This window comes from Burkholderia sp. FL-7-2-10-S1-D7 (genome assembly GCF_001524185.1).
Classification (GTDB): Bacteria; Pseudomonadota; Gammaproteobacteria; order Burkholderiales; family Burkholderiaceae; genus Burkholderia; species Burkholderia diffusa.
Window position 1 is genome coordinate 236222 of the sequence record NZ_LOWY01000014.1, and the last position, 24978, is coordinate 261199.

A 24978-nucleotide genomic window follows, 5' to 3' on the forward strand; every position below is an offset into this window, starting at 1 on the left:
ATTGATTCCCGATGAAATCCGACAACCTGGTCGCCTGCCACGAATGCGACCTGCTGATTCAGCGTCCGCCTCGCCTGCGCGCACTGACGGCACACTGCCCGAGATGCCGCGCGCGCGTGAGCGGTGCGGCGCACGGCCGCCGCTCCCTCGACCGGCTGTGCGCGTTGACGGTCGCCGCGCTCGTGACGTATTGCGTCGCGCTGGCCTTTCCGATCGTCGCGCTCGATGCAGCCGGCATCGCGTCGCACGCGACGATCGGCGACGCGGTGCGCGCGCTATGGTCGAACGGTCAGCCGGTTGTGGCGGCGCTCGTGTTCTGCACGACGATGTTGTTTCCGCTGCTGGAACTGGCCGCGTGGCTGTATCTACTCGTGCCGTTGCGCGCGGGCCGCATGCCACGCCGCTTCGCGCCGGTGCTGCGCGGCATTCACCGCTTGCGACCGTGGAGCATGGTCGAGGTGCTGATGCTCGGCGTGCTCATCACGATCGTCAAACTGACGAGCCTCGCTCACGTGCTCGCCGGCCCTGCGCTATTCGCGTTCGCCGGGCTTACCGTGATGCTCTGCATGCTGTCGACGATCGAACCGGCGCGACTGTGGGAAGCACACGACGAACTCGCCGCGCTGCAGCCGTGCGACGCCGGCCATACGAAACCGCCCCGCCCCGGCATGACGCGACATGCGTCGCCCCGGACAACCGAAAGCAGCGGATCGGCGGGCATGACGGCCCTCACCGCGGGCTGGATCGCCTGTCACCTCTGCTCTCACGTGCAGCTCGCGCACACATGCGGCCCGCACTGCCCACGCTGCGGATCGTCGCTGCACGCACGCCGCCCGCACAGCGTCGCGCGCACGGGCGCGCTCGTCGCTGCCGCTGCGTTGCTCTATATCCCGGCGAACCTGTTACCCGTCATGCACGCGACGTCGCTCGGCCGAGCCGAGGACGACACGATTCTCGGCGGCGTCGCGTACTTCTGGGCATCCGGCGACTGGGCGCTAGCCGCCATCGTGTTCGTCGCGAGTGTGCTCGTGCCGATGCTCAAGCTCGCGATCCTCGCCTTTCAGGCGATTGCTGCCCATCGCGGCGTGCAATGGCGGCCGCTCGAACGAGCCCGGCTGCATCGGCTGGTCGAGCGCGTGGGCCGCTGGTCGATGCTCGACGTATTCGTCGTCGCGCTCACGATCGCGCTCGTGCATTTCGGCTCGTTCGCCGACATCACACCCGGGCCCGGTGCGCTCGCGTTCGGCGCCGTGGTCGTGCTGACGATGTGCGCGTCGATGCAGTTCGATCCGCGGCTTATCTGGGACGGTGCGCCACGCACGGCCGCCGCCCATCACCAACCCTGAGCCGGCTCAAGCGCCCGCTTTCTCGCGAATTCCAAAACGATGTCTCCGTTCGATTTTCCTCCACCCGAGATCCGGCCGCGCAGCCGCTGGATTCCGTCTCTCGTCTGGATCGTGCCGCTCCTGTGCGCGCTGATCGGGCTGTCGCTCGTGATCCGGACCGTTGCCGCGACCGGCCCGACGATCACGGTCACGTTCGCCAACGCCGAAGGCCTCGAAGCCGGCAAGACCAAGGTCCGCTACAAGGACGTCGATATCGGTTCCGTCCAGACCATTACGCTCACGCCCGACTTCAAGCGCGTGATCGTCGGCATTCAACTGACGCGCGACGCCGCGCGCTTCGCGAACCGCGACACGCGCTTCTGGGTCGTCCGGCCGCGCGTGGGCGCCACCGGCATTTCCGGTCTCGGCACGCTGCTCTCCGGCGCATTCATCGGCGCGGATCTCGGCCGCTCACCGGAGAAACAGACGGATTTCACCGGCCTCGAGACGCCGCCTGCCGTCACCGCAGACCAGCAGGGTCGACGCTTCCTGCTGCACGGCGACTCGCTGGGCTCGATCGACATCGGCTCACCGGTGTTCTATCGGCATCTGCAGGTCGGTCAGGTGCTCGGCTTCTCGCTCGACAAGGACGGTACCGGCGTCGATGTGCAGGCGTTCGTGAAGGCGCCCTACGACAAATACGTCAGCGTCAATGCGCGCTGGTGGCACGCAAGCGGCGTGGATCTGCGGCTCGATTCGAGCGGCCTGAAACTCAACACGCAGTCGCTGGCTACCGTGATCGTCGGCGGTCTCGCGTTTCAGTCGCCACCCGGACAACCGGACGCGCCGCAGGCAGCCGACAATGCGCCGTTCCGGCTCGCCCCCGACGAAGCCGACGCAATGCGCGACCCCGACGGCACGCCGCTGATGGTCGTCATGCGCTTCGACCAGTCGCTGCGCGGGCTGTCGGTCGGCGCGCCGGTCGATCTGCGGGGCATCGCGCTCGGTCAGGTCACGAACATCGGCATCGAGTACAACGAACACTCGCGCAACTTCAGCATGAAGGTCACGATGGCGCTGTATCCGTCGCGACTGAGCCGGCACAGCGATACGGCGCTTCCCGCGCCCGATACGGCCGGCGGCCACGAACTGCTCGAGCACCTGGTGGTCCAGGGGCTTCGCGGACAGTTGCGCACCGGCAGCCTGCTGACCGGTCAGCTCTATGTCGCGCTCGACATGTTCCCGAAGGCGCCGCGCGCGAGCGTGGACGTGCGCCATACGCCGGTCGAGCTGCCGACCGTGCCCAATACGCTCGACGAACTGCAGGTGCAGATCGCCGACATCGCGCGCAAGCTCGATCAGGTTCCGTTCGACCGGATCGGCAACAATCTGAACGGCGCGCTGGCGCATGCGAACCAGTTGTTCGGCCACCTCGACGAGCAGGTCGTGCCGCAGGCGCGTGACACGCTGGCCGCCGCGCAACGCACATTCAACGCGGCGGAGTCGACGTTGCGGCAGGATTCGCCGATGCAGTCGGACGTGCATGAGGCGATGCAATCGCTCACGCATACGCTGCAGTCGTTGAACGCGCTCGCGGACTATCTCGAACGTCATCCGGAGTCGCTGCTGTTCGGTAACAAGGGGGACCACCAATGAAAGCGCGTTCGTTTGGTCGGCTTCGCATGTCGGCGCGCATCGCGACGTGCGTCGCACTCGCGGTGCTGAGCGCGTGCGGTTCGCCGCCGGTGCATTTCCATACCCTCGCGGTGGCAGACGATGCGCGTGTCGAGGCCACCGCCGCGCATCCCGCATGGCTGATCGACATTCAGGCCGTGCACGTCGCGGCGCCGGCGGACGGCAACCGGCTCGTCGTGCAGCGCAGCCCCCAGCGGGCCGACATCCTGGAGCAGGAGCGCTGGGCCGCGCCGCTCGGCGACGAAATGCGCGACGGACTGTCGACACGTGTCGCCTCGATGCTCGGCACGATCGATGTTCACCGCGTCGCCCACCCGGACGGCACGCCCGTCTACCGGGTCGCGGTGGACATGCAGCGTGTCGAGTCGTGGCCGGCGTCGCACGTGCTGCTCGACGCGACGTGGAGCGTGAGTTCCGCGGCCGGACAGCCGGCACTGACGTGCCGCAGCATCGTTCGGGCCGATACGGCGGCGGGCTACGATGCACTCGTCGATGCGTATCGCCGCGCGCTTGATGCGCTCGCGCTCGGGGTCGCTGCGGGCATTCGCACGGCGGCCACGCACGCCGCGCCGCCGGCCGATTGCCGTGCGGGCGCATTCAAGCGCCCGAACGCGCTCTCTGATGTCAGTCGCGGCGCGCCAGACGCGCTCGACGATTGAATCGGCGCCGTGACGACGCGACAGACCGGATCGTCGACACGGTTCCGATCATCGGCTTCAGCAAGATCTTCTTCGAGACGGAACTCAGGGGCCGCGAAACTGGCGCCGCATTGGTTGAAGACGGCGTTGCTGGCGCGTTGGTCGACGTCGGCGTCGACGGATCGGGCCGAACGACCCGTGCCGTCGCACAGTGCGTCCGGGAATCCGCCGTTGGAACGCAGCACCTTCGCAAATTCCGAGTGAACGCAGTCATCGGATAGTGTCCGACGAGAGGAACTCCAAGGCTTGACGCCATCAACCTCTCTATGGCGCTCAGCGCGTCGCCGCCGCAGAATCCTGCCCGGCGCGCGCATGGCTCGTTCGCAAGAAATCGGCAATGTTCAGCGAAACAGTATCCGCCTTGGCCTTCGAGCGCGCCTTCCGAGCGACGCTCAGGATCGAGCCCAGTTGCTCATAAAAGCATTCAAGTTGGCGCGCATCGGACGCCAACCGCTCAAGATCAAGCGCTTTTTCAAGAACCGTGCGTGCGACATGAAAACGTTGAAGTCCGCGCCCTACTCGAATCTGAAAGACCACACCATCGCTGTTGTGCGGCACCCCTGCCCATACAAGCGAACCGCTCTCCATAAAGCCTCCGAAGATTCACAATCGTCACATCAATATGACAGAAGCGCTCACTGCGCACATGGGTATTTCAAAATTGTGACGCTTGGCGTATCGGAATTTTCACAGCAAACCGAATATTGCAGCGCAACAAGAATGGCCGTAGACTGGGTTCGCGTCTTCGATGTCGTTCCCCAGCAGTCGCCCCATGACGGGAGAGCACGCCATGACGACTTCTTCACCCTCACCGAGTCAGTCGCCCCCGGTCCTCCATGTGTTCGAACAAGATGGGGGCTGGCATTGGGGCATCACGATTCCTCGCCGCACGGGAAGCGGTTTCAAACTGATCGCATTCAGCGAGCACAGCTTTTCCGCTGAAGACACTGCGCAACGCGACGGCGATCGCGCGCTGGCCTCCATAGTGGCAACTGGCGGGAACTAGGCGTTTCCGGCAGTTGCTCGCTCCTTGAGTTTTCACCTCCAGATGCAATACTCCTATCACCCTCCAATGCGAGACCACTCACCGCGTGCCATGACGGACCACACCACTCGTCTGACATACCCAATCGTCTGCGACGATCGGAGCCTGTCGTTCTCTGCCTATGGCACTGGTTGGGGGTACGTTGCGGTCAAGCTCCCGGCCGACATCATTCGAGAAAAGCTCGGCGCAAACACGGCGACACCGGAGCAGTTGCTCACGGCTTTTGAAAGCAATCGCGACAGGATCACGATCGCGGTCAGTCAACATGCATTGCCGAGCGACGGCCGGCACATCCAGCTCGGCAAATCAGACTTCTAGATCGTAACCAGCGTGTGGGCCGGCATGCCGACCGCAGACAGGAGGTGGTACATGAACATCCGGATCCTGGTTTGCTGCACCTTCGCTCTTGTTGCCACAGCCGGTCAAGCCGCCGACATCACCGGTGCCGGGAGCACGTTTGCGGCACCGATTTACACGAAATGGGCGGATGCGTACAGGAAGGCAGGCGGCGGCAGAGTCAACTATCAAGGCATCGGTTCGTCGGGCGGCCTGAAGCAGATCAACGCGAAAACGATCGATTTTGCCGGTTCGGACGCGCCACTGAAGGATGAAGAACTCGCGAAGGATGGCCTGTTCCAGTTTCCGACGGTGGTTGGCGGCGTGGTGCCGGTCGTCAACGTGCCGGGCGTGAAGTCAGGCGAGCTGACGCTGTCGGGCCCGGTGCTCGGCGATATCTACCTCGGCAAGATCAAGAAGTGGAACGACCCCGCGATTGTCGCGCTGAACCCGAAGGTCAAGCTGCCGGATACGGACATCGCGGTCGTTCGCCGCGCGGACGGCTCGGGCACGAGCTTCATCTGGACGAACTACCTGTCGAAGGTCAACGGCGAGTGGAAGTCGAAGATCGGCGAAGGCACGACGGTCAACTGGCCGACGGGCACGGGCGGCAAAGGCAACGACGGCGTCGCGGCCTTCGTGCAGCGTCTGCCGGGAGCGGTCGGCTACGTCGAGTGGGCCTATGCGAAGAAGAACAACATGACCTACACGGCCCTGAAGAACTCGGCGGGCACGGTGGTCGAGCCGAAGACCGAAACGTTCAAGGCTGCTGCTGCCGGCGCGAACTGGTCGAAGTCGTTCTACCAGATCCTGACGGACGAGCCGGGCAAGGAAGCATGGCCGGTCGTCGGCGCGACGTTCGTGCTGCTGTACACGAAGCAGGACAAGCCGGAACAGGGCAAGGAAACGCTGAAGTTCTTCGACTGGGCGTTCCGCAATGGCAACCAGGCCGCCACGGATCTCGACTACATCTCGCTCCCGGATCCGGTCGTCGCCGAAATCCGCAAGCAATGGAAGGCGAAAATCAAGGACGCCACCGGGAAAGCGCTGGCGGATTGAGTGCGGTGGGATCGGCAATCTGAACCGGTGACGCACCTGGTCGAACGCGGTCGGCATGCACCGACTGGACGACATACGCCAGGCTCGGCGCAGCAAGTCAGCTGACAGCTACCGCACCAGCGCTCGGGGTGGCCTCGCCGGCGCCTGCGTCGCCCGGTAGGTCACTCTGCCGTTTCGGCCGCTTCCACGACCGGCAGCGGCCGGCTTGCGATCTTCTCGGCATCCGCACGCTTGAGCCCCAGCATATGCAGGAGCGTCGCCGCCGTGCGTTCCGGGAAATGCTCCCCGTTGAAGCCGAGTTCCTTGAGAACACCGGCCGCCGGCGCGCCCGGCGCGACGAAGTTGAGTTCGGCGGCAATTGCGGTCAGCACCGTACCGCCCACCGAAAGGAAGCCGATGAACGGGTCGGCAACCACGAAGCGCTTCTCGGCGATACCGCGCTCGATGTCCCGCAGTAGGCGTTGACCCAGGCCAAGCGTCAGGACGCGCGCCGAAAAGCCCTCGCGTATCAGGAAGTGTCCCCATACCGGCTCGCGCCGGGCACGCATCAGCGTATGCCGCACCGCGACGGAGATGATTTCCGCCGGGTCGGACAAGCCGCTGGCCATGCGATCGAGCGAATCCGCGAACTCCTCAAACACCGATTCCACCAGCGTGGCGTAGATCGCCTCCTTCGATTCGAAGTGGTTGTAGAACGAGCCAAAGCCGACGTCGGCGGCCTCGGTGATTTCGTTGATGGCGACGCCTTCCATGCCCTTCTCCGCCATCAGTCTGAGCGCGGCGTCCAACAGGCGTGCACGGGTCTCCCGCTTGCGGCGCGCGCCACGTGGCTCACGCTCTTCGGCGACCGCTGGACTGGATGCTTCCGGAGCGGAGCGCTTGGGTGTCCGGCGACTCGGTGTATTCGTCATGAGGTTTCCGATGCTTGTTCGTGCCCAAGTATAGATTCAAATGTCTATATTGACAAAACTATCATCTATGACTTTAATGTCACAAAAGGTGACTGACAAACCCTCGAGAACCGGTCGAACGACGAATGGAGATACGGTGGAGACACAACTGCACACGGGCGCCCGCGCGTCCATTCACAACAACTCGCGCTCATCGACGGAGCGTGCGCTGCCTTTGGCGCTCGGCACACGGATTGCCGGATTCGGGGCGGCCGGCACCGCACTGGCCAATCGGCGGGCCCGTCACGAAGTCGACGTCTTGATCGTCGACGAGGCTGCCGAGATACGCGTCGCCCCACGCGCGATCGCATTCGGCGACGAAACGCTGCGGACGCCCGGCACCTGCGCCGAGGCGGGCCGCCTCCATGCGAACTCGACGATCCGCTTCGCAATATTCACGGGCCGGCCAGTCACGTCGTGCCCCGATTCGATCGCATGCCCGCCGTTGCGCGGCAAGCCCCTCGGTGCGACGGCGTGTGCCCTCGCGAGCGCCACTCGATCTGCCTGATTGTCATCCGCCATGAAACTGACCACCACACAACCGGCTCGCCATCCTCACCCCACAACGAAGGCATCGGCGCTCGCCTATTTGATCTTCGATCGCCCCGATCTCGACGAGGCAGAGCACTTTCTCAACGACTTCGGTCTCCGAACGGTGCTGCGGGATGACACGCAATTGCTGCTGCGTGGAACTGGCACCGCACCCTTCTGTTATGTCGTTCGCCACGCGCCGAAGGCCCGCTTCGTTGGCTTCGGATTGCGGGTCGACAGTCGCGCTGATCTGGAGGCGCTCGCCAAAGTCCCTGGCGCGTCGGAGATCGAGGCATCGGATTGGCTAGGCGGCGGCCATCGGGTGCGGCTCGTCGATCCGTCGGGTTTTCGGGTCGACGCGATTGCGGGCCAGATACCGGCCGACACGCTGCCGCATCGTGCTCCGCTTCCATTCAACTCGGTCGACGCGCCCGTGCGGATCAACGAGACGCAGCGGCCACCCGCACACGCGCCCGAGATCATTCGTCTTGGGCACGTCGTACTCGAGCTGGCCGACTTCCAGGAAACCTGCGCGTGGTACACGCGACATTTCGGGTTCATCCCCAGCGACGTCCAGGTGCTGCCGGACGGCTCACCCGCAGTTGCATTCATGCGGCTCGATCTTGGCGAGAGGCCGGCGGATCACCATACGCTCGCGCTCGCTCAAGGGTTCGTGCCGACGTATAGCCACAGCGCATACGAACTGGTCGACGCCGACGCCGTCGGCATGGGCCAGCGCATGCTCCGCGACAACGGGTGGACGCATGCGTGGGGCATCGGCCGGCACATCCTGGGCAGCCAGATCTTCGACTACTGGCAGGATCCATGGGGCGACAAGCACGAACACTATTGCGACGGCGACCTGTTCACGGCCGACGAGCCGACGGGCACGCACGCAGTCAGCCGCGAAGCGATGGCGCAGTGGGGCCCGACGATGCCGCGCAGCTTCACGAAACCGCGGTTCACGCCGTCGAGCCTCGCGGCGCTGCTTCGCAACCTGCGCCGCAGTCCCGATCTGACGATCCGCAAGCTGCTGACCCTGGCGAAGTTGTTCGCCTGATCCCCATCCGCCTGTTTGACTCACGAGAGACACATTCATGTCACTGCATGTCCTGCACTTCCGGCATAACGGCCGCGCCCAATGGGGTGTGGTCGCCAACGGCGCCGTCACGCCGATTCCCGGCGACTTCGAAACGACCGCGAGCTTTCTCGCGGCGAATCCGGTTGAACGACTCATCACGCTCGACGGATCGACGATTCCTGAGTCGGACGTGGAGTGGCTGCCGCCGGTGACCGCCAACCAGCAGTTCGTTTGCCAGGGTGCGAACTATCGTCGGCACATGATCGAATCGGGCATGGATCCGGACGCGAAGAAGTTCAACATGATCTTCACGAAGGCGACGAGTTGCATCGTCGCTGCCGACTCCCGGGTCGTGAAACCGCGGCACGTCAGGTTTCTCGACTACGAAATCGAGCTCGGCCTCATCCTCAAACGCGACATCACGTCTCATCGGCAGATCACGGACACGAACCTGCACGAGTATGTCGCCGGCACCGTGATCGTCAACGACTATTCCGCGCGCGATGTCCAGATCCCGCAGATGCAGTTCTACAAGGGCAAGAGCTTCCGGACCTTTGGCCCGGTCGGCCCCTATCTGTGCCTGCTCGAGCGGCGTGACTTCCCGAAGCTGAAATCGCTCGACCTGACGTTGACCGTCAACGGCGCGGTGCGTCAGCAGGACTCGACGTCGAACCTCGTCTATGGTCCGGCGGAAACGTTGACCGAGTTGTCGGGCGTGCACGACCTTCACGCCGGCGACCTGCTCGCGACCGGCACGCCGGCCGGCTGCGCACTCAGCATCCCGTCGCCGCTCAAGCAGCGAGCGGTCGCGCTCTTTCCCGAATCCGTCAAATGGAAGATGTTCATGAAGGTGCAGGCGGGGCGAGCGCAGTATCTGAAGGCCGGCGACATCGTCGAAGCCCGGATCGCGAGCCGCGACGGAACGATCGATCTGGGCGTGCAACGTAACGAAATCGTGGACGAAGCGGCATGAACGGCATCGCGACCCAGGACGACGTGCTTGCGATTGAAGCACAGGGCCTTCCGCCGGATCTTCCGACCAGCACGTACGAGATGATCTGCGCCGGTGCGGCCATCGATCCGTCCGCCCCGGCCCTCTCCTTTTTCATGACCGCCGACGCGCACCGCGACGCCGAATGCTGGACCTATCGCGAGCTGGTCCGTGACATCGCGCGCACGGCCAACCTGTTCGCGCGCCTCGGCGTGAATTCGAATTCCGTGATCGCTTACGTGCTGCCCAATCTTCCCGAAACACATTTCGTGATCTGGGGCGGGCAGGCGACCGGCATCGTATGCGCGATCAATCCGCTGCTGGAAGGCGAAGCGATAAGCAATCTGCTCAACGCGGCCGGTGCCAGCGTGCTTGTGACGCTCGCGCCATTTCCCGGGACCGATCTCTGGCAAAAAGTCGTGGAGATCCTTCCCCGGGTCGAGTCGCTGCGGCATCTCGTGTTGGTCAATCTGGCCGATCGCGTGCGGGGCACGGCGCAATCAGCAGCCCGAACGCTCCAGCATGACGCGTGCATGAAGCTGCACGGCGATGGTGGTTTGCGCGGCGCGGTGCCTGCGCACATCCAGATCCACGACTTCGGTACGGAAATTGCGCGGGAATCCGGTACGGCACTCGACAATGCACGCCGCATTCAACCCGACGACATGTCCTCTTACTTCTGTACCGGTGGAACCACCGGGTTGCCGAAAATCGCGATGCGCAGTCACGGCAACGAAGTGGCGAATGCGTGGAGCGCCGGGCGATTCTTCGGCGACAGTATCGGCCCCGGCAAAACGACTTTTTGCGGCTTGCCGCTCTTTCACGTCAATGCCGCGATGGTGACCGGCCTCCTGCCGTTCTCGCGCGGCGCCCATGTCGTGCTCGGCACACCGCAGGGCTACCGAGGTGACGGTGTCGTCAAACGTTTCTGGGAAATCGTCGAACATCATCGCATCAATTTCTTCAGTGGCGTCCCGACACTTTATGCTTCGCTGCTCGACATTCCGGTCGGCGATCATGTTATCGACTCGCTCGAATACGGCCTGTGCGGTGCCGCGCCGATGCCGGTCGGGGTCTTCAAGGCCTTCCAGGAAAAGACGGGCATCCGGATTCTCGAAGGTTACGGCCTGACCGAAGGAACGTGCGTGAGCAGCGTCAACCCGACGACCGGCGAGCGCAGGCTCGGGTCGATCGGGCTTCGCATCCCCTTCCAGGCGATGAAAGCCGTCGTCGTGGACGAAGCCGGACGGTATCTGCGCGATTGCGCGGCTAACGAAGAGGGGCTGCTGGTCATCTCCGGGCCGAACGTTTTCACCGGCTACACGCATGCCGACCAGAACAAGGCCCTCTGGCTCGATCTCGGCGACGGCAAGCGCTGGCTCAACACCGGCGACCTCGGCCGATGCGACGTCGACGGTTACTTCTGGCTGACCGGCCGCAAGAAGGATCTGATCATCCGCGGCGGACACAATATCGACCCGGCGACAATCGAGGAACCGCTGCATCGGCACCCGGCGGTCCAGATCGCCGCGGCAATCGGGCGCCCCGACGCATATGCCGGTGAATTGCCGGTCGCGTATGTTCAACTCAAGCCGGGTATGACCGCCACCGAGCACGATCTGGACAGGTTCATGCAGCAGGAGATCACCGAGCGCGCCGCCCTGCCCAAGCACGTCCGAATCGTCGAAGCGATCCCGCTCACGGGCGTCGGCAAGATATTCAAACCGGAACTCAAACGCCGCGAGACAGGTGACGCGATACGTGCTGCATTGGACCAGGGCGGAGCCCCCGGCGCATCAGTCGACGTCGCAACCAACGCTTCCGGCGGAATGTCGGTCGTGGTCGAGCTGAGCGATCCAGCGCACGGGACCGCAGCACGCCTGGTGCTGGGCCGGTTTCCGTTTGCGTTCTCGATTTCGATCGCCGCGAGGCCGGTACGGTCGCCTGGATCGACAGCGACAGATCTGCGGTGACGGAGGCGCACGACTAGCCGCGATAACACAAACCCGGAAAGCGGCTCGTCATGACAAATAAGGCATCCGAATCAGTTGTGATTAATTAACAGGATCGAGACAGAGGAGACACAGGATGAATTTGACGCGAATGACGCGTTTCGCAGGCGTGGCGGTTTGTATCTGCACGGCTGCACTTGTCGACAATGCGGACGCACAGACGGCCGGAAGCATCACCACATCGGTGGGATGGCTGCACATATCGCCACAGGGCAACGCAACGCCGCTGACCGTGCAAAGCGTTGGCGGCGCACCGGTGAATCGGCAAATGGCCGGTACCGGCGCGCACGCCAGCTCGACCGATACGATGGGAATCACCACCGAGTACTACGTCACCGACAACATCGGTGTCGCGATGCTTCTTGGACTGCCTCTGAAAGTGAATCTGATCGGTGACGGGACGTTGCAGAAGTATGGCACCCTCGGCACGACACGGCCGATGCCGCCTGCCATCGAGCTTCGATATCACCTGTTTTCCGCTGCTTCGAAATTCCGTCCCTATGCGGGACTTGGCGTGAACTACACGTGGTTCACCCAGGTTCGGGCAACCAACAGCCAATTCATCTCCGACAGCTTTGGGCCGGGCGGCTCGGCGCACGCGACACTCAGCGCATCGTGGAACCCTGTGTTCGAGCTGGGGGCGAGTTACGCGATGACCAAACACTGGTCTGTCGGTACTTCCATCAACTACATGCCGGTGAAGACCCACCTCACGTTATACGGGCAGACCGCGACCGGGACCGGGACACAGATCGTTTCCACATCGACGCTCCGACTCAATCCCGTCAGCGTTTTCTTGAACGTCGCTTACACGTTCTAACCGACGCGCCCGCATGGAAGCAACACTTTGGATCGAACGATGAAACGACAGGCTCTCAAGACCATTCTCTTTGCGTTGCCCAAGGTTCTGGACCTGACGGCGCGCCGCTTTCCCGCCTATCGTGATCGCCTCAAGGAGCGCAATCTCGTCGCATGGATCGGGCTCATGGATCACAGCATCGGTCGCGCCATCGAGTTCAGGAATGGCCGCATTCGGTCGCGCGCCGGCAAGCATCCGCGGCCCGACGTGCGCATGGCGTTCAAGGATGTCGCCACCGCCCTGAAGTTCCTTTCCCCCAACCCGGACCAAGGCGAAATCGTCCACGCCGCGAAGAACTTCAAGGTGGTCACTGAGGGCGACGACGAACTGCTGGTCTGGCTCATGCAAACCTTGAGCATGATGCGCACCGTCGGTCTGCCGATGGGCACGCCCATGCGCGACGGCACGCGACGCTATACCACCTGCACCAATGGCGGGCCCCTGTTCGTCTACGTCAAGGATGGCCGCATCGTTCGCGTGACCCCCATCGAGCTGGACGATACGGATGCATCGAGTTGGGTGATCGAGGCACGTGGACGCCGCTTCAGCCCGCCACGGCGAGCATTGGTCGCACCGCACGCGTTGACCCTCAAGTCGCTGGTGTACTCCGACAAGCGCATCCTTCATCCGATGAAACGGGTCGACTTCGACCCGGACGGCGAGCGCAATCCCCAGAACCGCGGCAAGTCCGGCTATGTGCGTATCAGTTGGGACGAAGCCCTCGACATCGTCGCCAAGGAGATCAACCGGCAGAAGCGCGTTCACGGCCCCGGTTCCATCACTTTCCCGATGTCGTCTCACCACCAGTGGGGCAACGTGGGCTACTACCTCAGCGCGCTGACGCGCTTCGCCAACCTGATCGGCTTCACCCGCGTCGCCGCGAATCCGGACAGCTGGGAAGGCTGGTACTGGGGCGCCATGCATCATTTCGGCAACTCGATGCGGGTCGGCGTGCCCTCCGGCTACGGCGGCCTCGAGGATGGTCTGAAGGAGGCCGAAATGATCGTCTTCTGGTCCTGCGACCCCGAAAGTACCAACGGGGCCTATGCAGGGTTCGAGGGAACGCCGCGCCGCCTATGGGCCAAGGAGCTCGGCATCGAGTTCGTTCACATCGACCCGCACTGCAATCCGACCGCACAGCTGCTGGGCGGCCGCTGGATCCCGGTCCGGCCGCAAACCGACGCCGCCCTGGCGACTGCGATCATGTACGTCTGGACCGTGGAGGGCCTGTACGACAAGGATTACGTCGCGACGCGCACGACCGGTTTCGACGATTGGAAAGCCTACCTTCTGGGCGAAACCGACGGTATCCCCAAGACTCCCGAGTGGCAGGAAAGCGAGACCGGCGTGCCGGCCAAGGACGCCCGTGCGCTCGCGCGCCTGTGGGGAAAGAAGAAAGTGCACCTCGCTGTCGGCATGACCGGCGCGGGATTCGGTGGCGCGGGCCGCGGGGCGACCGGCGCGCAATGGGCGCGCTGCATGATCATGATGATGTCCATGCAGGGCTGGGGCAAGCCGGGCGTGAATTTCGGCTGCCTCGAAATCGGCGTCCCGCACGATCTGCAGTTTTACTTCCCCGGTTACGCGGACGGCGGCATTTCCGGCGACCTGGCGTGGACCGCCAATGCGGTGGACAACTACCAGCGCATGCCGCACATCCTGACCATGAATCCCGTCAAGCAGATGGTGCCTCGACAGCAGATGCCCGATGCGATTCTCAACGGCCACGCCACCGGCTATCTCTGGGACGGCATGTCCCAGGAGGCCCAGTTTGCGCCGTTCACGTACCCGATGCCCGGCTATTCGCCGATCCACATGATCTACCGCTACGGCGGATCCGCGTTCAGTACCGTGACGAATTCCGGACGCTGGACGGAGGCGTATCGGCACTCGAGCATCGAGTTCGTCGTGAATCAGTCGATCTGGATGGAAGGCGAAGCCCAGTTCGCCGACATCATCCTGCCCGCGTGCACGTCGCTGGAGCGTTGGGACATTGGGGAATGGGCGAATTCAGGTGGTTACGCCCACCATGGGTATGGCACGGTCAACCATCGCATGCTGACGCTGCAGCACAAATGCATCGAACCCTTGGGCGAGTCCCGCTCCGACTACGACATTTTCACCGCTATCCTGACCCGGCTGGGCCTGGGGGGCGTTTTCACCGAAGGCTGCGGCGATCTCGACTGGGTCAAGCGCGTCTTCGATTCGTCGGATCTGCCCGATCACATTTCGTGGCGCGCATTTTGCCGCAAGGGCTACTTCGTCGTGCCGCCAGAAAAGCCCGAGCTGCGCCATCCCGTGGACATGCGCTGGTATGCGGAAGGCAGAATGAAGGACCTGCCGGAACCTCATCCGCTGCCGTCACAGTTCTCGGAAAAATTCGGCAACGGCCTGCAGACGCCGAGCGGCAAGCTGGAGTTCGTGCCCGAGTTGCTGAAGCGGCACACTGCGGACAATCCGGAGCGGCCACCGCTCAACCGGTATATCCCCTCGTGGGAGGGATTGCGCTCGGACCAGGCTCGGCGCTACCCGCTGCAATTGATCGCCACCCACAGCCGCTACAGTTTTCATACCCACTGTGACGGCAAGAATTCTGCGGTGAACGGCATCGACGATCACCGCGCGCTGATCGCGGGGCACCGGTTCTGGCTCCTGAGGCTCAATCCGGCTGACGCCGCCGCTCGACACATTGCCCATCGCGATCTCGTCAAAGTACACAACGACCGCGGCGCCGTGATCTGTGCGGCCGATGTCTCGCCGCTGGTGAACGCTGGCGTGGTGAAGTCCTACGAGGCGAGCGCGGAATTTCAGTTGATCGAGATCGATGGTGAGCAAGTCGAGATTGGCGGCTGCATGAACATGCTTACCCCCGACCGCCCGCAGACCTCCGGCACCAGCAGCATGAGCCCGAATTCCTGCCTCGTGCAGGTCGAGAAATGGCGCGGTGCCGAAGCATTCATGCTCGGTCGCGCAGCGTGAGGAATGTCACATGAGCAAATGGAACCTGATTATCAAAGTCGGCCGTTGCGAGAACTGCCAGAACTGTGTGATCGCCGCGCGGGACGAGCACGTCGGCAATGACTTCCCCGGTTACGCGGCACCCGCCTCGGCCAACGCCGAGAGCCCCATCCGCATCCTGCGTCGTGTACACGGTGCGTCGCACATGATCGAGACCACTTATCTGCCGGTCATGTGCAACCACTGCGACGACGCGCCCTGCATGCGTGTGGGCGGTAGCGCCATTCGCAAGCGCGCCGACGGCATCGTCATCATCGATCCGGACAAGGCACGAGGCCGAAAGGACATCGTGAAGGCATGCCCGTACAAGGCGATCGTCTGGAACGAAGAACTGCAACTGCCTCAGATCTGGATCTTCGATGCTCATTTGCTCGACCAGGGATGGTCGCGTCCGCGTTGCCAGCAGTCGTGCCCCACCGATGTCTTCGAGACGGTCAAGCTCGATGACACGGCGATGGCCGAGAAGGCCCGGCGCGAGGGACTCAAGGTATTGCGCCCCAACCTGAGCACGAAGCCCCGCGTGTGGTACAGCGGCCTGGAGCGCTGGGAAACGTGCTTCGTCGGCGGAAGTGTCAGTGCCCAGGCAGCGGACGGGGTCGAGTGTGTCGCCGGTGCGGCCGTCGCCTTGTATGTCGATAATCAGCAGGTAGCCGAAACCGTCTCGGACGACTTCGGCGATTTCCAGTTCGACGGCCTGGCCAGGGGAAGCGGCCGCTACCGAGTCAAGATCCGACATGCCCTCGGCAACGCCTGGCGCGAGTGCGAATTGGGCGACAGTACCTACCTGGGCGAGATCAGGCTCAGTCAATCGACAAACGCCGTGGCGATCGAGTGCGCATGATCCGAAAGGCTGTCGGCTCGCACGTGCGGACCGATGCGCGCCGTCGTTGCTCGCCGCACTCGTGATCGGCGGCACGGAATGAAGAAGAGGCTCGCGCGGTGCGAGCCTCTTTTGCATGATGTCGCCATCGCCGCGCCGCGCGCAACGCATCGGCCGTTGCCGATGTATCGCCGGGCGAACGCATCCGTCGCCGATGCGGCGGCATCGACTCCGCCGCTTACCCGAGCGGCACGACACTCCCGAGCAGGATCCGCACGAGCGTCGCCTGGCGCGTGACGCCCGTCTTCGAGAAGATCGCACGCAGGTGCGTGCGCGCCGTGTTCTTGCTGATTCCCGATTCGTCCGCGGCTTCCTCCAGCGTCAGCCCGTTGGTCAGCAGCAGCGCGAGCGACGTCTCGGCCGGCGTCAGGTCGAACAGCTTGCGGATGATTTCCTGCGCGCCCTGCGGCTTGCGGTCGGGGTCGCGCAGGAACAGCGTGACGGCCGGCCGGCGCTTGTTGTCCTCCGACCAGTCGGACAGCAGCACGGTGCGCACCAGCAGCCCGAGACGCGGCTTGTCGAAACTGCGCGTGATCGGCATCGCCTCGACGGTCGCCGCAGCCGTGCCGTGATGTCCCATCACCGCGTGGCGGATCAGCCGCTTGAGCGTGCGGTTCTCCTGCGCATCGGTCGCCTCGATCGTGCCGCGCGCAATCGTCAGACCATTGTTCTGCTTCAGGATCTCGTCGGCGACGCTGTTCATGTCGATGATCGTGCCGTTCTCGTCGAGCGTGATCGTGCCGATCTGCATCCGGTTGATCGCGTTCGCGTAGATCGACCGCTCAACCTCGGCCGTGTCGAGCCGCGAATGGAGCTCGACCGCGCGCTTCAGGTGCGGCAGCAGCAGCGCGCAGATCGCCTTGTCGCGCGCGGAGAACTGCTTCGACGCATGGTTGCGGCACACGCGGAACCGGCACTCGACGCCCGACGGCGTGCGCAGGTCCGCGCCGAGGATGTAGCGCACGTCCGCCGGCTTCAGGAACTGCTTGTACAGCTCGCTCGACAGCCAGCCCGTATCGCCGAACACGTCGTCGACCGTGACCACGCGATCGGCCGGCAGGCCGACGAACGGGTCGAGCGAATAGTAGTAGTTGTTGTACGACGCCTCGCCGTCACCCGGCACGACCGGGCCGTATTCCGACGCATGCACGGACAGCGGCGCGCGGCGGTCGCTCGCAGCGGCGCGCAGGATCAGCGTCACGTAGTTGGCCTGCAGCAACCGGCGAACCAGCTCGAGCGCCCCCGCCCACGGCGGCGTTTCCAACGGTCCCTGGTAGATGCGCGCCATCAGCTCGCTGAAATCCGCGACGCCGATGCCGGCCTCCTCACTTGTTGACTGGCTCTCTTGCGGAGCCCATCTCGTCTCCATCAGCACGCTCCATCCTCCATGCAACTTGTATTCCGTGCGATTCATCCGCGCCGCCATGATTAAGACTCGTCTTAATTCCGGCGTCATCGGGACATTCACTGAATGGTGAGCTTTGGCCAATCGGACGCGCGAACCATCGTCCAATCGGATGATGTGGCGCCCTGCCCGCTGCGCTGGAATGCCCGTCAAGCCGTGCCGACAAGCGTCCGGCGCGGGCTCAGGGAAAACCGCGACGCGGGTTTACCTGATTCAGACCGCATCCGATTCAGACAGGAGTTCCAATGCCACTCGACCCTCAGGCGCAAGCGCTGCTCGCCGCGCTCGCCCAAGCGCCCGCGATCGATTTCGATCAACTGACCGTGCCCGCGTACCGCGCGAGCCTCGCCGGAGGCGGCGCGTTCGCGCCCGGCGACGCGATTGCCGCCGAAGAGGACTGGCAGATCCCCGCACCGGGTCGTCAGTTATCCGCACGACTGTATCGGCCCGATGCCGACGGGCCGTTGCCGCTGACCGTGTTTTTCCACGGCGGCGGCTTCGTCGCATGCGGTATCGATTCGCACGCAAACGTGTGCCGCAGCCTTGCCAGACGGGCGCGCACGCTCGTGCTGTCGGTCGATTACCGGCTCGCGCCCGAAGCGCGCTTCCCGGCAGCCGCGCAGGACGCATGCGATGCCGTGCGCTGGGCCGCCGCCAGTGCGCGCGATCTCGGCGCGCGCGCCGGTGCGATCGCCGTGGCCGGCGATAGCGCCGGCGGCAACCTGGCCGCGGTCGCCGCGTTGCAGCTGCGCGGCTCGGGCATCGCGATCGCGCACCAGTTGCTGCTGTATCCGGTCGTCGATTGCGCGACCGAGCATCCGTCGTACGAATCGCTCGGTGAAGGCTATTTCCTGACGGCGGACGCCATGCGCTGGTTCAAGCGCCAGTATTTCGACGACGGCGCCGACCGCGCATCGCCGCTCGCGAGCCCGCTCGCGGTGGCGGACCTGTCGGGCGCGGCGCCGGCCACGATCGTGAGCGCGGAATTCGATCCGTTGCGCGACGAGGCCGAAGCGTATGCCCTGCGTCTCGCGCAGGCCGGCACGCCGGTCTCGCTCGTGCGCTGGCCGGGCCAGCTGCACGGCTTCGCGAGCATGCTCGGCGCGGTCGACGCGGCCGATCGCGTGCTGACCTTCGGCGCCGACGCGCTGCGCCGCGCATTCGATGCGACGGAGGCGCAATGACGCTCGCCACTACGCCGGAAATCGTCGACGAACTGCGGGCGGGACGGATGGTCCTGCTCGTCGACGAAGAGGATCGCGAAAACGAAGGCGACCTCGTGATCGCGGCCGATCACGTGACGCCCGACGCGATCAACTTCATGGCGCGCTTCGGGCGCGGGCTGATCTGCCTGACGCTGACCGCCGAGCGCTGCGAGCAACTGCGCCTGCCGCCGATGGCCAATCACAACGGCACGCCGTTCGGCACCGCGTTCACCGTCAGCATCGAGGCGGCCGAAGGCGTGACGACCGGCATTTCCGCGGCCGATCGGGCGCGGACGATCCGCGCGGCGGTCCGCGCGGGCGCGCGCCCCGACGATCTCGTGCAGCCCGGCCACGTGTTTCCGATCGCCGCGCGCCCAGGCGGCGTGCTGGTGCGAGCCGGGCACACCGAGGCCGGCTGCGATCTCGCGGCGCTTGCCGGGCTCACGCCCGCGTCGGTGATCTGCGAGGTGATGAGCGACGACGGCACGATGGCGCGGCTGCCGGAGCTGAAGACGTTCGCCGCGCATCACGGGCTGAAGATCGGCACGATCGCGGACCTGATTCATTACCGCCGCGAGCACGAGTCGCTCGTCGAACGTGTCGGCGAACGGCCGCTGCATACGCCGTGGGGCCGGTTCCGCGCGATCGAGTATCGCGACACCGTGCACGGCGCGCCGCATCTCGCGCTGGTGCGAGGCGAGCCCGATCCGTCGACGCCCGTGCTGACGCGCGTGCACGAATGCCATTCGCTGCTCGACCTGCTCGACGCGGAACCGTCCGCGCATTCGTGGCCGCTGCACGCGGCGCTGCAGCGGATCGATGCGGCCGGCTGCGGCGTCGCGGTGCTGCTCGACTGCGACATGCGCGGCGACGCGATGCGAACGCCCGCCGGCCACGCACGCCGCGACGGCCGCGTGACGGGGATCGGATCGCAGATCCTGCGTGACCTCGGCGTGCGACGGCTGAACGTGCTGTCGAGCCCGTTCCGGCTGCCGGCGCTGTCGGGGCACGATCTGGAAATCATGGCGTTCATCCCGCTCGGCGACGACGATCCGGAAAGCGCGCGCGCCGCCCACGCGAGCCCGCTGCGGGCGGCGTGATGCCGGGCTGACGAGCGCGCGCCGCCCGCCCTTTCACCGGCCCACGGGCCTCCGCCTGACAGGCTATCGTTTGTTTTTGTGAATTACAGTCTCGGGTTTGTATTTTGCCGATACATACCATAGACTGTATTTTTCGATTACAAGCGATCGCCTGTCATTTCGCGGAGAGCCCATGCCATTCCCGGTCCAGACCTTGAGTCAGTTGCGCCCGATCCTCGTCGGCTTCCGGAAGTCGGCGGGGCTCACGCAGGCGCAGCTCGCCGCCCGTCTCGGCGTGACCCAACAGTCGTACGCGCAGCTCGAAGCCAATCCGTCCGCGGTCAGCATCGAACGGCTTTTCAAGGTGCTGAACGTGCTCGGCGTTCGCCTGACGCTCGTGCCGGGTACCCCGGACGACACAACGGTGCCCGACGACACCACGCCAGCGCTCAAGCGCGCACCGGCCGCACGCGGCCGCTCGCCCGGCGCGCCCGGTTCGTCGGATGTGCCGGCTCGCCCGCCGGCCGCCGCGAAGGCGCCATCCGCCACCGCGCGGAAACGGTCTGCCGCGGCGACACCCGGCAAGTCTCGGAACCCCACGCGGGAGGACTGGTGACGATGGCCCGCCGTCCCCGCCACGACCGCCTCGACCTGTGGATGAACGGCATCCCGGTCGGACACTGGGAAGTCCGGCGCGGCGTCGAGCGCCTCATCTACCTGCCGGCATGGATCGACGATCCGCAAGGGCGTCCGCTGTCGCTGTCGCTGCCGTTCACGCCGGGCAACCAGCCGCACCAGGGCGCGATCGTCGCCGATTATTTCGACAACCTGCTGCCGGACAGCCAGCCGATCCGCCGCCGCATCGCGCAGCGCTACCGGCTCGGGTCGACGGCTCCGTTCGAACTGCTCGCGTCGATCGGCCGCGATTGCGTCGGGGCGCTGCAGTTGCTGCCGCCGGACGAAACCCCGATCGACCTCGAATCGATCGACGGCACCGTGCTCGACGACGCGGCCGTGGCCGACGTGCTGCGCCACGCAACCGCCGCGCCGCTGCCCGGCCACGCGGAGCCGGACGGCGAGCTGCGCCTGTCGATCGCCGGCGCGCAGGAAAAGACCGCGCTGCTGCGCGACGGCAAGCGCTGGCTGCTGCCGGCGGGCAGCACACCGACCACGCATATCTTCAAGCTGCCGCTGGGGCGTGTCGGAAACATGCAGGCCGACATGCGCACATCGGTCGAGAACGAATGGCTGTGCTCGAAGATCGTCGCCGCATACGGCCTGCCCGTCGCCGCGTGCGATATCGGCCGGTTCGACGACCAGAAGGCGCTGATCGTCGAGCGCTTCGACCGTCACCCGTCCCGTGACGGCACGTGGATCCTGCGGCTGCCGCAGGAGGACATGTGCCAGGCGACCGGCACGCCGTCGGGCGCCAAATACGAATCCGACGGCGGCCCGGGCATCTCGACGATCATGGGCATCCTCGCGAATTCCGCCGATGCCGCGCAGGACCGGCGGAATTTCTTCGTCACGCAGCTCGTGTTCTGGGTGCTCGCGGCCATCGACGGCCACGCGAAGAATTTCAGCATCGCGCACCTGCCGGGCAATACGTATCGCAGCACGCCGCTGTACGACGTGCTGTCCGCGCACCCGATCATCGGCACGCGACGCAACCAGCTGCCGCCGCGCCGCGCACGGCTCGCGATGGCCGTCTGCGGGAAGAACCGCCATTACGTGATCGGCGACATCCAGCCGCGTCACTGGATCGCGCAAGGCGCGCGCGTCGGTCTGACCGAACACGACGTGCGCGCGGCCATGGCCGATGTGGCCGCGCGCACCGAACCGGTGATCGCCGCCGTCGCGTCGGGGATTCCGGCGGATTTCCCGGCGGACGTGGCCGATGCGATCTTCGACGGGATGCGTCGTCAGGCGCGCAAGCTGGGTACTGCCGAGTAGGCGGTGTGGGCGCGGCCCGGGCGGCGGGTCATCCACGTGGACGATGCCGCCCCGCACCGACTCAGCACAATGGTCGCCGTGCCCATTCCCGACGCCCGCCCGACATGGAACCCGCCACGCTCGATACCGCATTCAGCCCGCTGCAGATCGGACCGCTGACGCTGCGCAACCGCCTGATCAAATCCGCGACCAACGAAGGGATGACGCCGAACGGCGTGCCGTCGCGCGCGCTCGTCGGGTTTCATGAGCGTATCGCCGCAGGCGGCGCCGCGCTGACGACCGTCGCGTACTGTGCGGTCAGCGACGACGGCCGCACGTTCGTCGACCAGGCGCGGCTCGATGCGCCGACGGTCCGGCAATTCCGTGCGCTGACCGACGCGGTCCATCGTCAAGGCGCGGCGGCGTCCGCGCAGATCACGCATGGCGGCTGCTTCACGTTCCTGCCGTCGCTGTCGACGAAACGACCGTTGAGCGCATCGGGCGGCTTCAACAAGGTCGGCGTGATGAGTGGCCGTTTCCTGAAGCAGGCGATGACGCGCGACCAGATGACCGCGATCGCCGACGAATTCGCACGGGCGGCGCGACATGCGCGCGACGCGGGCTTCGATGCAGTCGAGATCCACATGGGACACGGTTATCTGCTGAGCCAGTTCCTGTCGCCGCTGTACAACCGTCGTCGTGACGCGTACGGCGGCGATGCGGCGCGCCGCGCGGCGTTTCCCGTCGAGGTGCTGGGCCGCGTCCTCGACGCGGTCGGCCGCGATCTCGCCGTGGTTTGCAAGATCGGCGTGACCGAAGGCGTGCGCGGCGGCGGAACCGCCGACGACGCGTGCGAGATCGCGCGGCGGCTTGAGGCCGAGGGTGCGCACCTGCTGGTGCTGAGCGGCGGGATGAACGTCGAGTCGGTGTGGCAGCTGTTCGGCAGCCCGCTGCCGGGCGACGCGCGCGCGAACGCCGACAACGCGATCGTGCGTGCCGCGATGACGCTGCAGAAGCTCACCGAGCCGAGGATGGGCGCATTTCGGGAGATGTATTTCCTCGAGCATTCGAAGCAGGTGCGAGGGGCCGTCCGGATGCCGCTCGCGTATCTCGGCGGCGTGCGTTCCCGCGAGAACGTCGCGCTGGCGATGCGCGAAGGATTCGACGCGGTGGCGCTGGCCCGCGCGCTCGTGTTCGAGCCGGACTTCGTGAACGCGCTGCACGACGGCCGGCTCGCGCAGTCGGGCTGCACGTCATGCAACCGCTGCGTCGTGTCGATGTACACGCCGGGCGGCACCGCGTGCGTGCTCAAGCCGCCGAACGACCCGGAGCCGAACCGCGTGCCGGCCGTGGGGGCTTGAGGCTTGAGGTTACGCAGCGGCTGATTCCGCGGTCACGATCGTGCGCCTGCCGCTCAGCCGGCGTCGCGGGCCCGCCCCAGCGCCGCGAGGTTCCCTTCCCCGAATCCGTGGTGCCCCTGCCGCTGCACGATCTCGAAGAAGATCTCGCCCGGCCGGCGCTTGACGAAGGTCTGGAAGAACAGGCGCGGCACGCCATCGCTGCCGATCTCGCCGTCGACCAGCACGGCGCGGCGGCGCAGCGCGTCGAGATCGACGCCGTGCCCCGGCAGCCGCGCATCGACTTCGTCGTAATAGCGCGCCGGCGGCTCGATGAATTCGACGCCGTTCGCACGCAGCGCATCGACGCTCGCCAGGATGTCGTCGGTCGACAGCGCAACGTGCTGGACACCTTCGCCCGGGTGGTCGGGCAGATACGCGTGCATCAGTTCGGTGCGCCGCGTGCCTTCCTCGTAGACCGGAATCCGCACCGCGCCGCACGGCGACACCATCACGCGCGATTCTTCCGACACATGCCAGTGGGCGTCGATTTCGTGGATTTCGCGGAAGTGCAGCAGGTCGTGATAAAAGTCGAGCCACTCGCGCATGCGCCCCGCGCCGACCGTCTGCGTGAAGTGGTCGACCTGCTGCAGGCCCGTGCCGACGCAGTCGACATCGGTATGCGCGGTCGCGATGTCGATCGGCCGGAAATCGATGTCGAAGATCGAGATGTCGCCAACACCGCCGCGCTGGCCGTCCCGCCCGCGCCAGCGGTCGACGAAATAGAGGTGCGAATCGCCGATCCCCTGGATCGCGGGAATCTTCAGCTCGCCGACCCCGATCCGCTCGCCCTCGAACGCCCACGCGCCGAGCTCGATCGCGCGCTCGAACGCGCGGCGCGCGCTGGCCACGCGCAGCCCGATCGCGCAGACGCCCATCCCGTATTCCTCTGCATAGCGCGCAGCGAACGAATCGGGCTCGGCGTTGACCAGGAACTGCATCTGTCCTTGCCGGTACAGCGTGACGTTCTTGCTCACATGGCGCGCGATCGCCTTGAACCCGAGCTGCTCGAAGCGTTGCGCGAGCGTGTCCGGCACCGGTGCCGCGAATTCGACGAATTCGAGTCCGGCCATCCCGAGCGGATTGGCGGCCGGATCGGCAACGGGCGGCGTATCGCTGGACAGGGGGTGGGAATTGCCGGGCATTCCAGTCTCCGGGGGCATGCGGTCGATGGGGATGACGCCCGGCGCGCGCGGCACGCCCGGCCGATGTGACGGCCGGACAACCGCCCGATTCGGGCGAGGTTTCGATGGTCCAGATTTTAACCAGATCGTTCACGGCGGCACACCCTGGCTGAACGGGATATTGGTGTCGCGCCTAGTGCAAACCCGAAAATCGTTCGATAATCGCACACAACTGAACGATAATCGCGCACTTTGACCGATCGGCTAATTGCCGCCGTGCGGCGCGCGCCCTATTCTCCGTTCACCCATCGACTTCAATGCAGCATCGGACGCGGCGCCGCCACGATTCCACGATG

Annotated in this window: 21 protein-coding genes; 17 read left to right on the plus strand and 4 right to left on the minus strand. The window is 65.4% G+C overall.

Annotation, left to right across the window (positions count from 1 at the left end; all coding sequences use genetic code 11):
* The first annotated feature begins 11 nt into the window (after positions 1-11).
* The 3 genes from WS75_RS05575 to WS75_RS05585 are packed head-to-tail and all read left to right on the plus strand — an operon-like array spanning position 12 to position 3679.
* Positions 12-1346, plus strand: a complete 1335-nt coding sequence (locus tag WS75_RS05575) for a paraquat-inducible protein A (RefSeq protein WP_059679523.1) — start codon at positions 12-14, stop codon at positions 1344-1346.
* Between the two features lie 39 nt (positions 1347-1385).
* Positions 1386-2981, plus strand: a complete 1596-nt coding sequence (locus WS75_RS05580; RefSeq protein WP_059679524.1) for a PqiB family protein — start codon at positions 1386-1388, stop codon at positions 2979-2981.
* Between the two features lie 26 nt (positions 2982-3007).
* Complete coding sequence (locus WS75_RS05585; protein ID WP_257129327.1) at positions 3008-3679, plus strand: PqiC family protein; 672 nt, start codon at positions 3008-3010, stop codon at positions 3677-3679.
* A gap of 312 nt (positions 3680-3991) precedes the next feature.
* Here the strand turns inward: WS75_RS05585 and WS75_RS05595 are convergent, their stop codons facing one another.
* Positions 3992-4306: a hypothetical protein gene (locus WS75_RS05595; protein WP_059679527.1), complete on the minus strand. Its 315-nt coding sequence runs from the start codon at positions 4304-4306 to the stop codon at positions 3992-3994.
* Positions 4307-4814: 508 nt separating this feature from the next.
* On the opposite strand from WS75_RS05595, the gene WS75_RS05600 reads away from it, so the two are divergent.
* Positions 4815-5081 (plus strand): hypothetical protein, encoded by a 267-nt coding sequence (locus tag WS75_RS05600; protein WP_059679528.1) that lies wholly within the window; start codon positions 4815-4817, stop codon positions 5079-5081.
* Between the two features lie 51 nt (positions 5082-5132).
* Entirely contained in the window at positions 5133-6158 is a 1026-nt protein-coding gene (pstS, locus tag WS75_RS05605) for a phosphate ABC transporter substrate-binding protein PstS (protein WP_059679529.1), read from the plus strand.
* Positions 6159-6319: 161 nt separating this feature from the next.
* On the opposite strand, the gene WS75_RS05610 is transcribed toward pstS, so the two are convergent.
* Positions 6320-7069, minus strand: coding sequence for a TetR/AcrR family transcriptional regulator (locus WS75_RS05610; RefSeq protein WP_059679530.1), 750 nt, complete (start codon positions 7067-7069; stop codon positions 6320-6322).
* A 136-nt stretch (positions 7070-7205) separates the two neighbouring features.
* Here WS75_RS05610 and WS75_RS31565 point away from each other — a divergent pair, with 136 nt between their 5' ends.
* From WS75_RS31565 to WS75_RS05645, 7 genes are all read left to right on the plus strand, one after another.
* On the plus strand, positions 7206-7616 hold the full coding sequence (locus WS75_RS31565) for a hypothetical protein (RefSeq protein ID WP_257129328.1): 411 nt from the start codon (positions 7206-7208) through the stop codon (positions 7614-7616).
* A 12-nt stretch (positions 7617-7628) separates the two neighbouring features.
* Positions 7629-8699, plus strand: coding sequence for a VOC family protein (locus WS75_RS05620; RefSeq protein WP_059679532.1), 1071 nt, complete (start codon positions 7629-7631; stop codon positions 8697-8699).
* 37 nt (positions 8700-8736) lie between these two features.
* Positions 8737-9693: a fumarylacetoacetate hydrolase family protein gene (locus WS75_RS05625; RefSeq protein ID WP_059679533.1), complete on the plus strand. Its 957-nt coding sequence runs from the start codon at positions 8737-8739 to the stop codon at positions 9691-9693.
* Positions 9690-11684, plus strand: a complete 1995-nt coding sequence (locus WS75_RS05630) for an acyl-CoA synthetase (RefSeq protein ID WP_059679534.1) — start codon at positions 9690-9692, stop codon at positions 11682-11684. Before WS75_RS05625 ends, WS75_RS05630 begins: the two co-directional genes overlap by 4 nt.
* Before the next feature lie 115 nt (positions 11685-11799).
* On the plus strand, positions 11800-12543 hold the full coding sequence (locus WS75_RS05635) for an OmpW/AlkL family protein (protein WP_059679535.1): 744 nt from the start codon (positions 11800-11802) through the stop codon (positions 12541-12543).
* A 39-nt stretch (positions 12544-12582) separates the two neighbouring features.
* A complete protein-coding gene (locus WS75_RS05640; protein ID WP_059679536.1) occupies positions 12583-15561 on the plus strand; it encodes a molybdopterin-dependent oxidoreductase in 2979 nt (992 codons plus the stop codon).
* A 10-nt stretch (positions 15562-15571) separates the two neighbouring features.
* Complete coding sequence (locus WS75_RS05645) at positions 15572-16441, plus strand: 4Fe-4S dicluster domain-containing protein (RefSeq protein ID WP_059679537.1); 870 nt, start codon at positions 15572-15574, stop codon at positions 16439-16441.
* Positions 16442-16658: 217 nt separating this feature from the next.
* Here WS75_RS05645 and WS75_RS05650 read toward each other — a convergent pair whose 3' ends face one another.
* The gene (locus WS75_RS05650; protein ID WP_059599475.1) at positions 16659-17849 is read right to left on the minus strand and encodes a helix-turn-helix transcriptional regulator; all 1191 of its coding nucleotides are present in this window, start codon (positions 17847-17849) and stop codon (positions 16659-16661) included.
* Positions 17850-18130: 281 nt separating this feature from the next.
* On the opposite strand from WS75_RS05650, the gene WS75_RS05655 reads away from it, so the two are divergent.
* From WS75_RS05655 to WS75_RS05675, 5 genes are all read left to right on the plus strand, one after another.
* Positions 18131-19069 (plus strand): alpha/beta hydrolase, encoded by a 939-nt coding sequence (locus WS75_RS05655; protein WP_059679538.1) that lies wholly within the window; start codon positions 18131-18133, stop codon positions 19067-19069.
* A complete protein-coding gene (gene ribBA / locus WS75_RS05660) occupies positions 19066-20190 on the plus strand; it encodes a bifunctional 3,4-dihydroxy-2-butanone-4-phosphate synthase/GTP cyclohydrolase II (RefSeq protein WP_059679539.1) in 1125 nt (374 codons plus the stop codon). Before WS75_RS05655 ends, ribBA begins: the two co-directional genes overlap by 4 nt.
* A 172-nt stretch (positions 20191-20362) precedes the next feature.
* A complete protein-coding gene (locus WS75_RS05665; protein WP_059679540.1) occupies positions 20363-20785 on the plus strand; it encodes a helix-turn-helix transcriptional regulator in 423 nt (140 codons plus the stop codon).
* 2 nt (positions 20786-20787) lie between these two features.
* Entirely contained in the window at positions 20788-22122 is a 1335-nt protein-coding gene (locus WS75_RS05670) for a type II toxin-antitoxin system HipA family toxin (RefSeq protein ID WP_059679541.1), read from the plus strand.
* 104 nt (positions 22123-22226) lie between these two features.
* On the plus strand, positions 22227-23462 hold the full coding sequence (locus tag WS75_RS05675) for an NADH:flavin oxidoreductase (protein ID WP_059679542.1): 1236 nt from the start codon (positions 22227-22229) through the stop codon (positions 23460-23462).
* 53 nt (positions 23463-23515) lie between these two features.
* Here WS75_RS05675 and WS75_RS05680 read toward each other — a convergent pair whose 3' ends face one another.
* The gene (locus tag WS75_RS05680; RefSeq protein ID WP_059679543.1) at positions 23516-24643 is read right to left on the minus strand and encodes a 4-hydroxyphenylpyruvate dioxygenase family protein; all 1128 of its coding nucleotides are present in this window, start codon (positions 24641-24643) and stop codon (positions 23516-23518) included.
* Positions 24644-24978 lie beyond the last annotated feature (335 nt).

Excerpts from the sequence above, each read along its gene's own strand:
- WS75_RS05575 (WP_059679523.1), top strand. The coding sequence starts at position 12 with ATGAAATCCGACAACCTGGTCGCCTGCCACGAATGCGACCTGCTGATT.
- WS75_RS05580 (WP_059679524.1), top strand. The coding sequence starts at position 1,386 with ATGTCTCCGTTCGATTTTCCTCCACCCGAGATCCGGCCGCGCAGCCGC.
- WS75_RS05585 (WP_257129327.1), top strand. The coding sequence starts at position 3,008 with ATGTCGGCGCGCATCGCGACGTGCGTCGCACTCGCGGTGCTGAGCGCG.
- WS75_RS05595 (WP_059679527.1), bottom strand. The coding sequence starts at position 4,306 with ATGGAGAGCGGTTCGCTTGTATGGGCAGGGGTGCCGCACAACAGCGAT.
- WS75_RS05600 (WP_059679528.1), top strand. The coding sequence starts at position 4,815 with ATGACGGACCACACCACTCGTCTGACATACCCAATCGTCTGCGACGAT.
- pstS (WP_059679529.1), top strand. The coding sequence starts at position 5,133 with ATGAACATCCGGATCCTGGTTTGCTGCACCTTCGCTCTTGTTGCCACA.
- WS75_RS05610 (WP_059679530.1), bottom strand. The coding sequence starts at position 7,069 with ATGACGAATACACCGAGTCGCCGGACACCCAAGCGCTCCGCTCCGGAA.
- WS75_RS05620 (WP_059679532.1), top strand. The coding sequence starts at position 7,629 with ATGAAACTGACCACCACACAACCGGCTCGCCATCCTCACCCCACAACG.
- WS75_RS05625 (WP_059679533.1), top strand. The coding sequence starts at position 8,737 with ATGTCACTGCATGTCCTGCACTTCCGGCATAACGGCCGCGCCCAATGG.
- WS75_RS05630 (WP_059679534.1), top strand. The coding sequence starts at position 9,690 with ATGAACGGCATCGCGACCCAGGACGACGTGCTTGCGATTGAAGCACAG.
- WS75_RS05635 (WP_059679535.1), top strand. The coding sequence starts at position 11,800 with ATGAATTTGACGCGAATGACGCGTTTCGCAGGCGTGGCGGTTTGTATC.
- WS75_RS05640 (WP_059679536.1), top strand. The coding sequence starts at position 12,583 with ATGAAACGACAGGCTCTCAAGACCATTCTCTTTGCGTTGCCCAAGGTT.
- WS75_RS05645 (WP_059679537.1), top strand. The coding sequence starts at position 15,572 with ATGAGCAAATGGAACCTGATTATCAAAGTCGGCCGTTGCGAGAACTGC.
- WS75_RS05650 (WP_059599475.1), bottom strand. The coding sequence starts at position 17,849 with ATGGAGACGAGATGGGCTCCGCAAGAGAGCCAGTCAACAAGTGAGGAG.
- WS75_RS05655 (WP_059679538.1), top strand. The coding sequence starts at position 18,131 with ATGCCACTCGACCCTCAGGCGCAAGCGCTGCTCGCCGCGCTCGCCCAA.
- ribBA (WP_059679539.1), top strand. The coding sequence starts at position 19,066 with ATGACGCTCGCCACTACGCCGGAAATCGTCGACGAACTGCGGGCGGGA.
- WS75_RS05665 (WP_059679540.1), top strand. The coding sequence starts at position 20,363 with ATGCCATTCCCGGTCCAGACCTTGAGTCAGTTGCGCCCGATCCTCGTC.
- WS75_RS05670 (WP_059679541.1), top strand. The coding sequence starts at position 20,788 with ATGGCCCGCCGTCCCCGCCACGACCGCCTCGACCTGTGGATGAACGGC.
- WS75_RS05675 (WP_059679542.1), top strand. The coding sequence starts at position 22,227 with ATGGAACCCGCCACGCTCGATACCGCATTCAGCCCGCTGCAGATCGGA.
- WS75_RS05680 (WP_059679543.1), bottom strand. The coding sequence starts at position 24,643 with ATGCCCGGCAATTCCCACCCCCTGTCCAGCGATACGCCGCCCGTTGCC.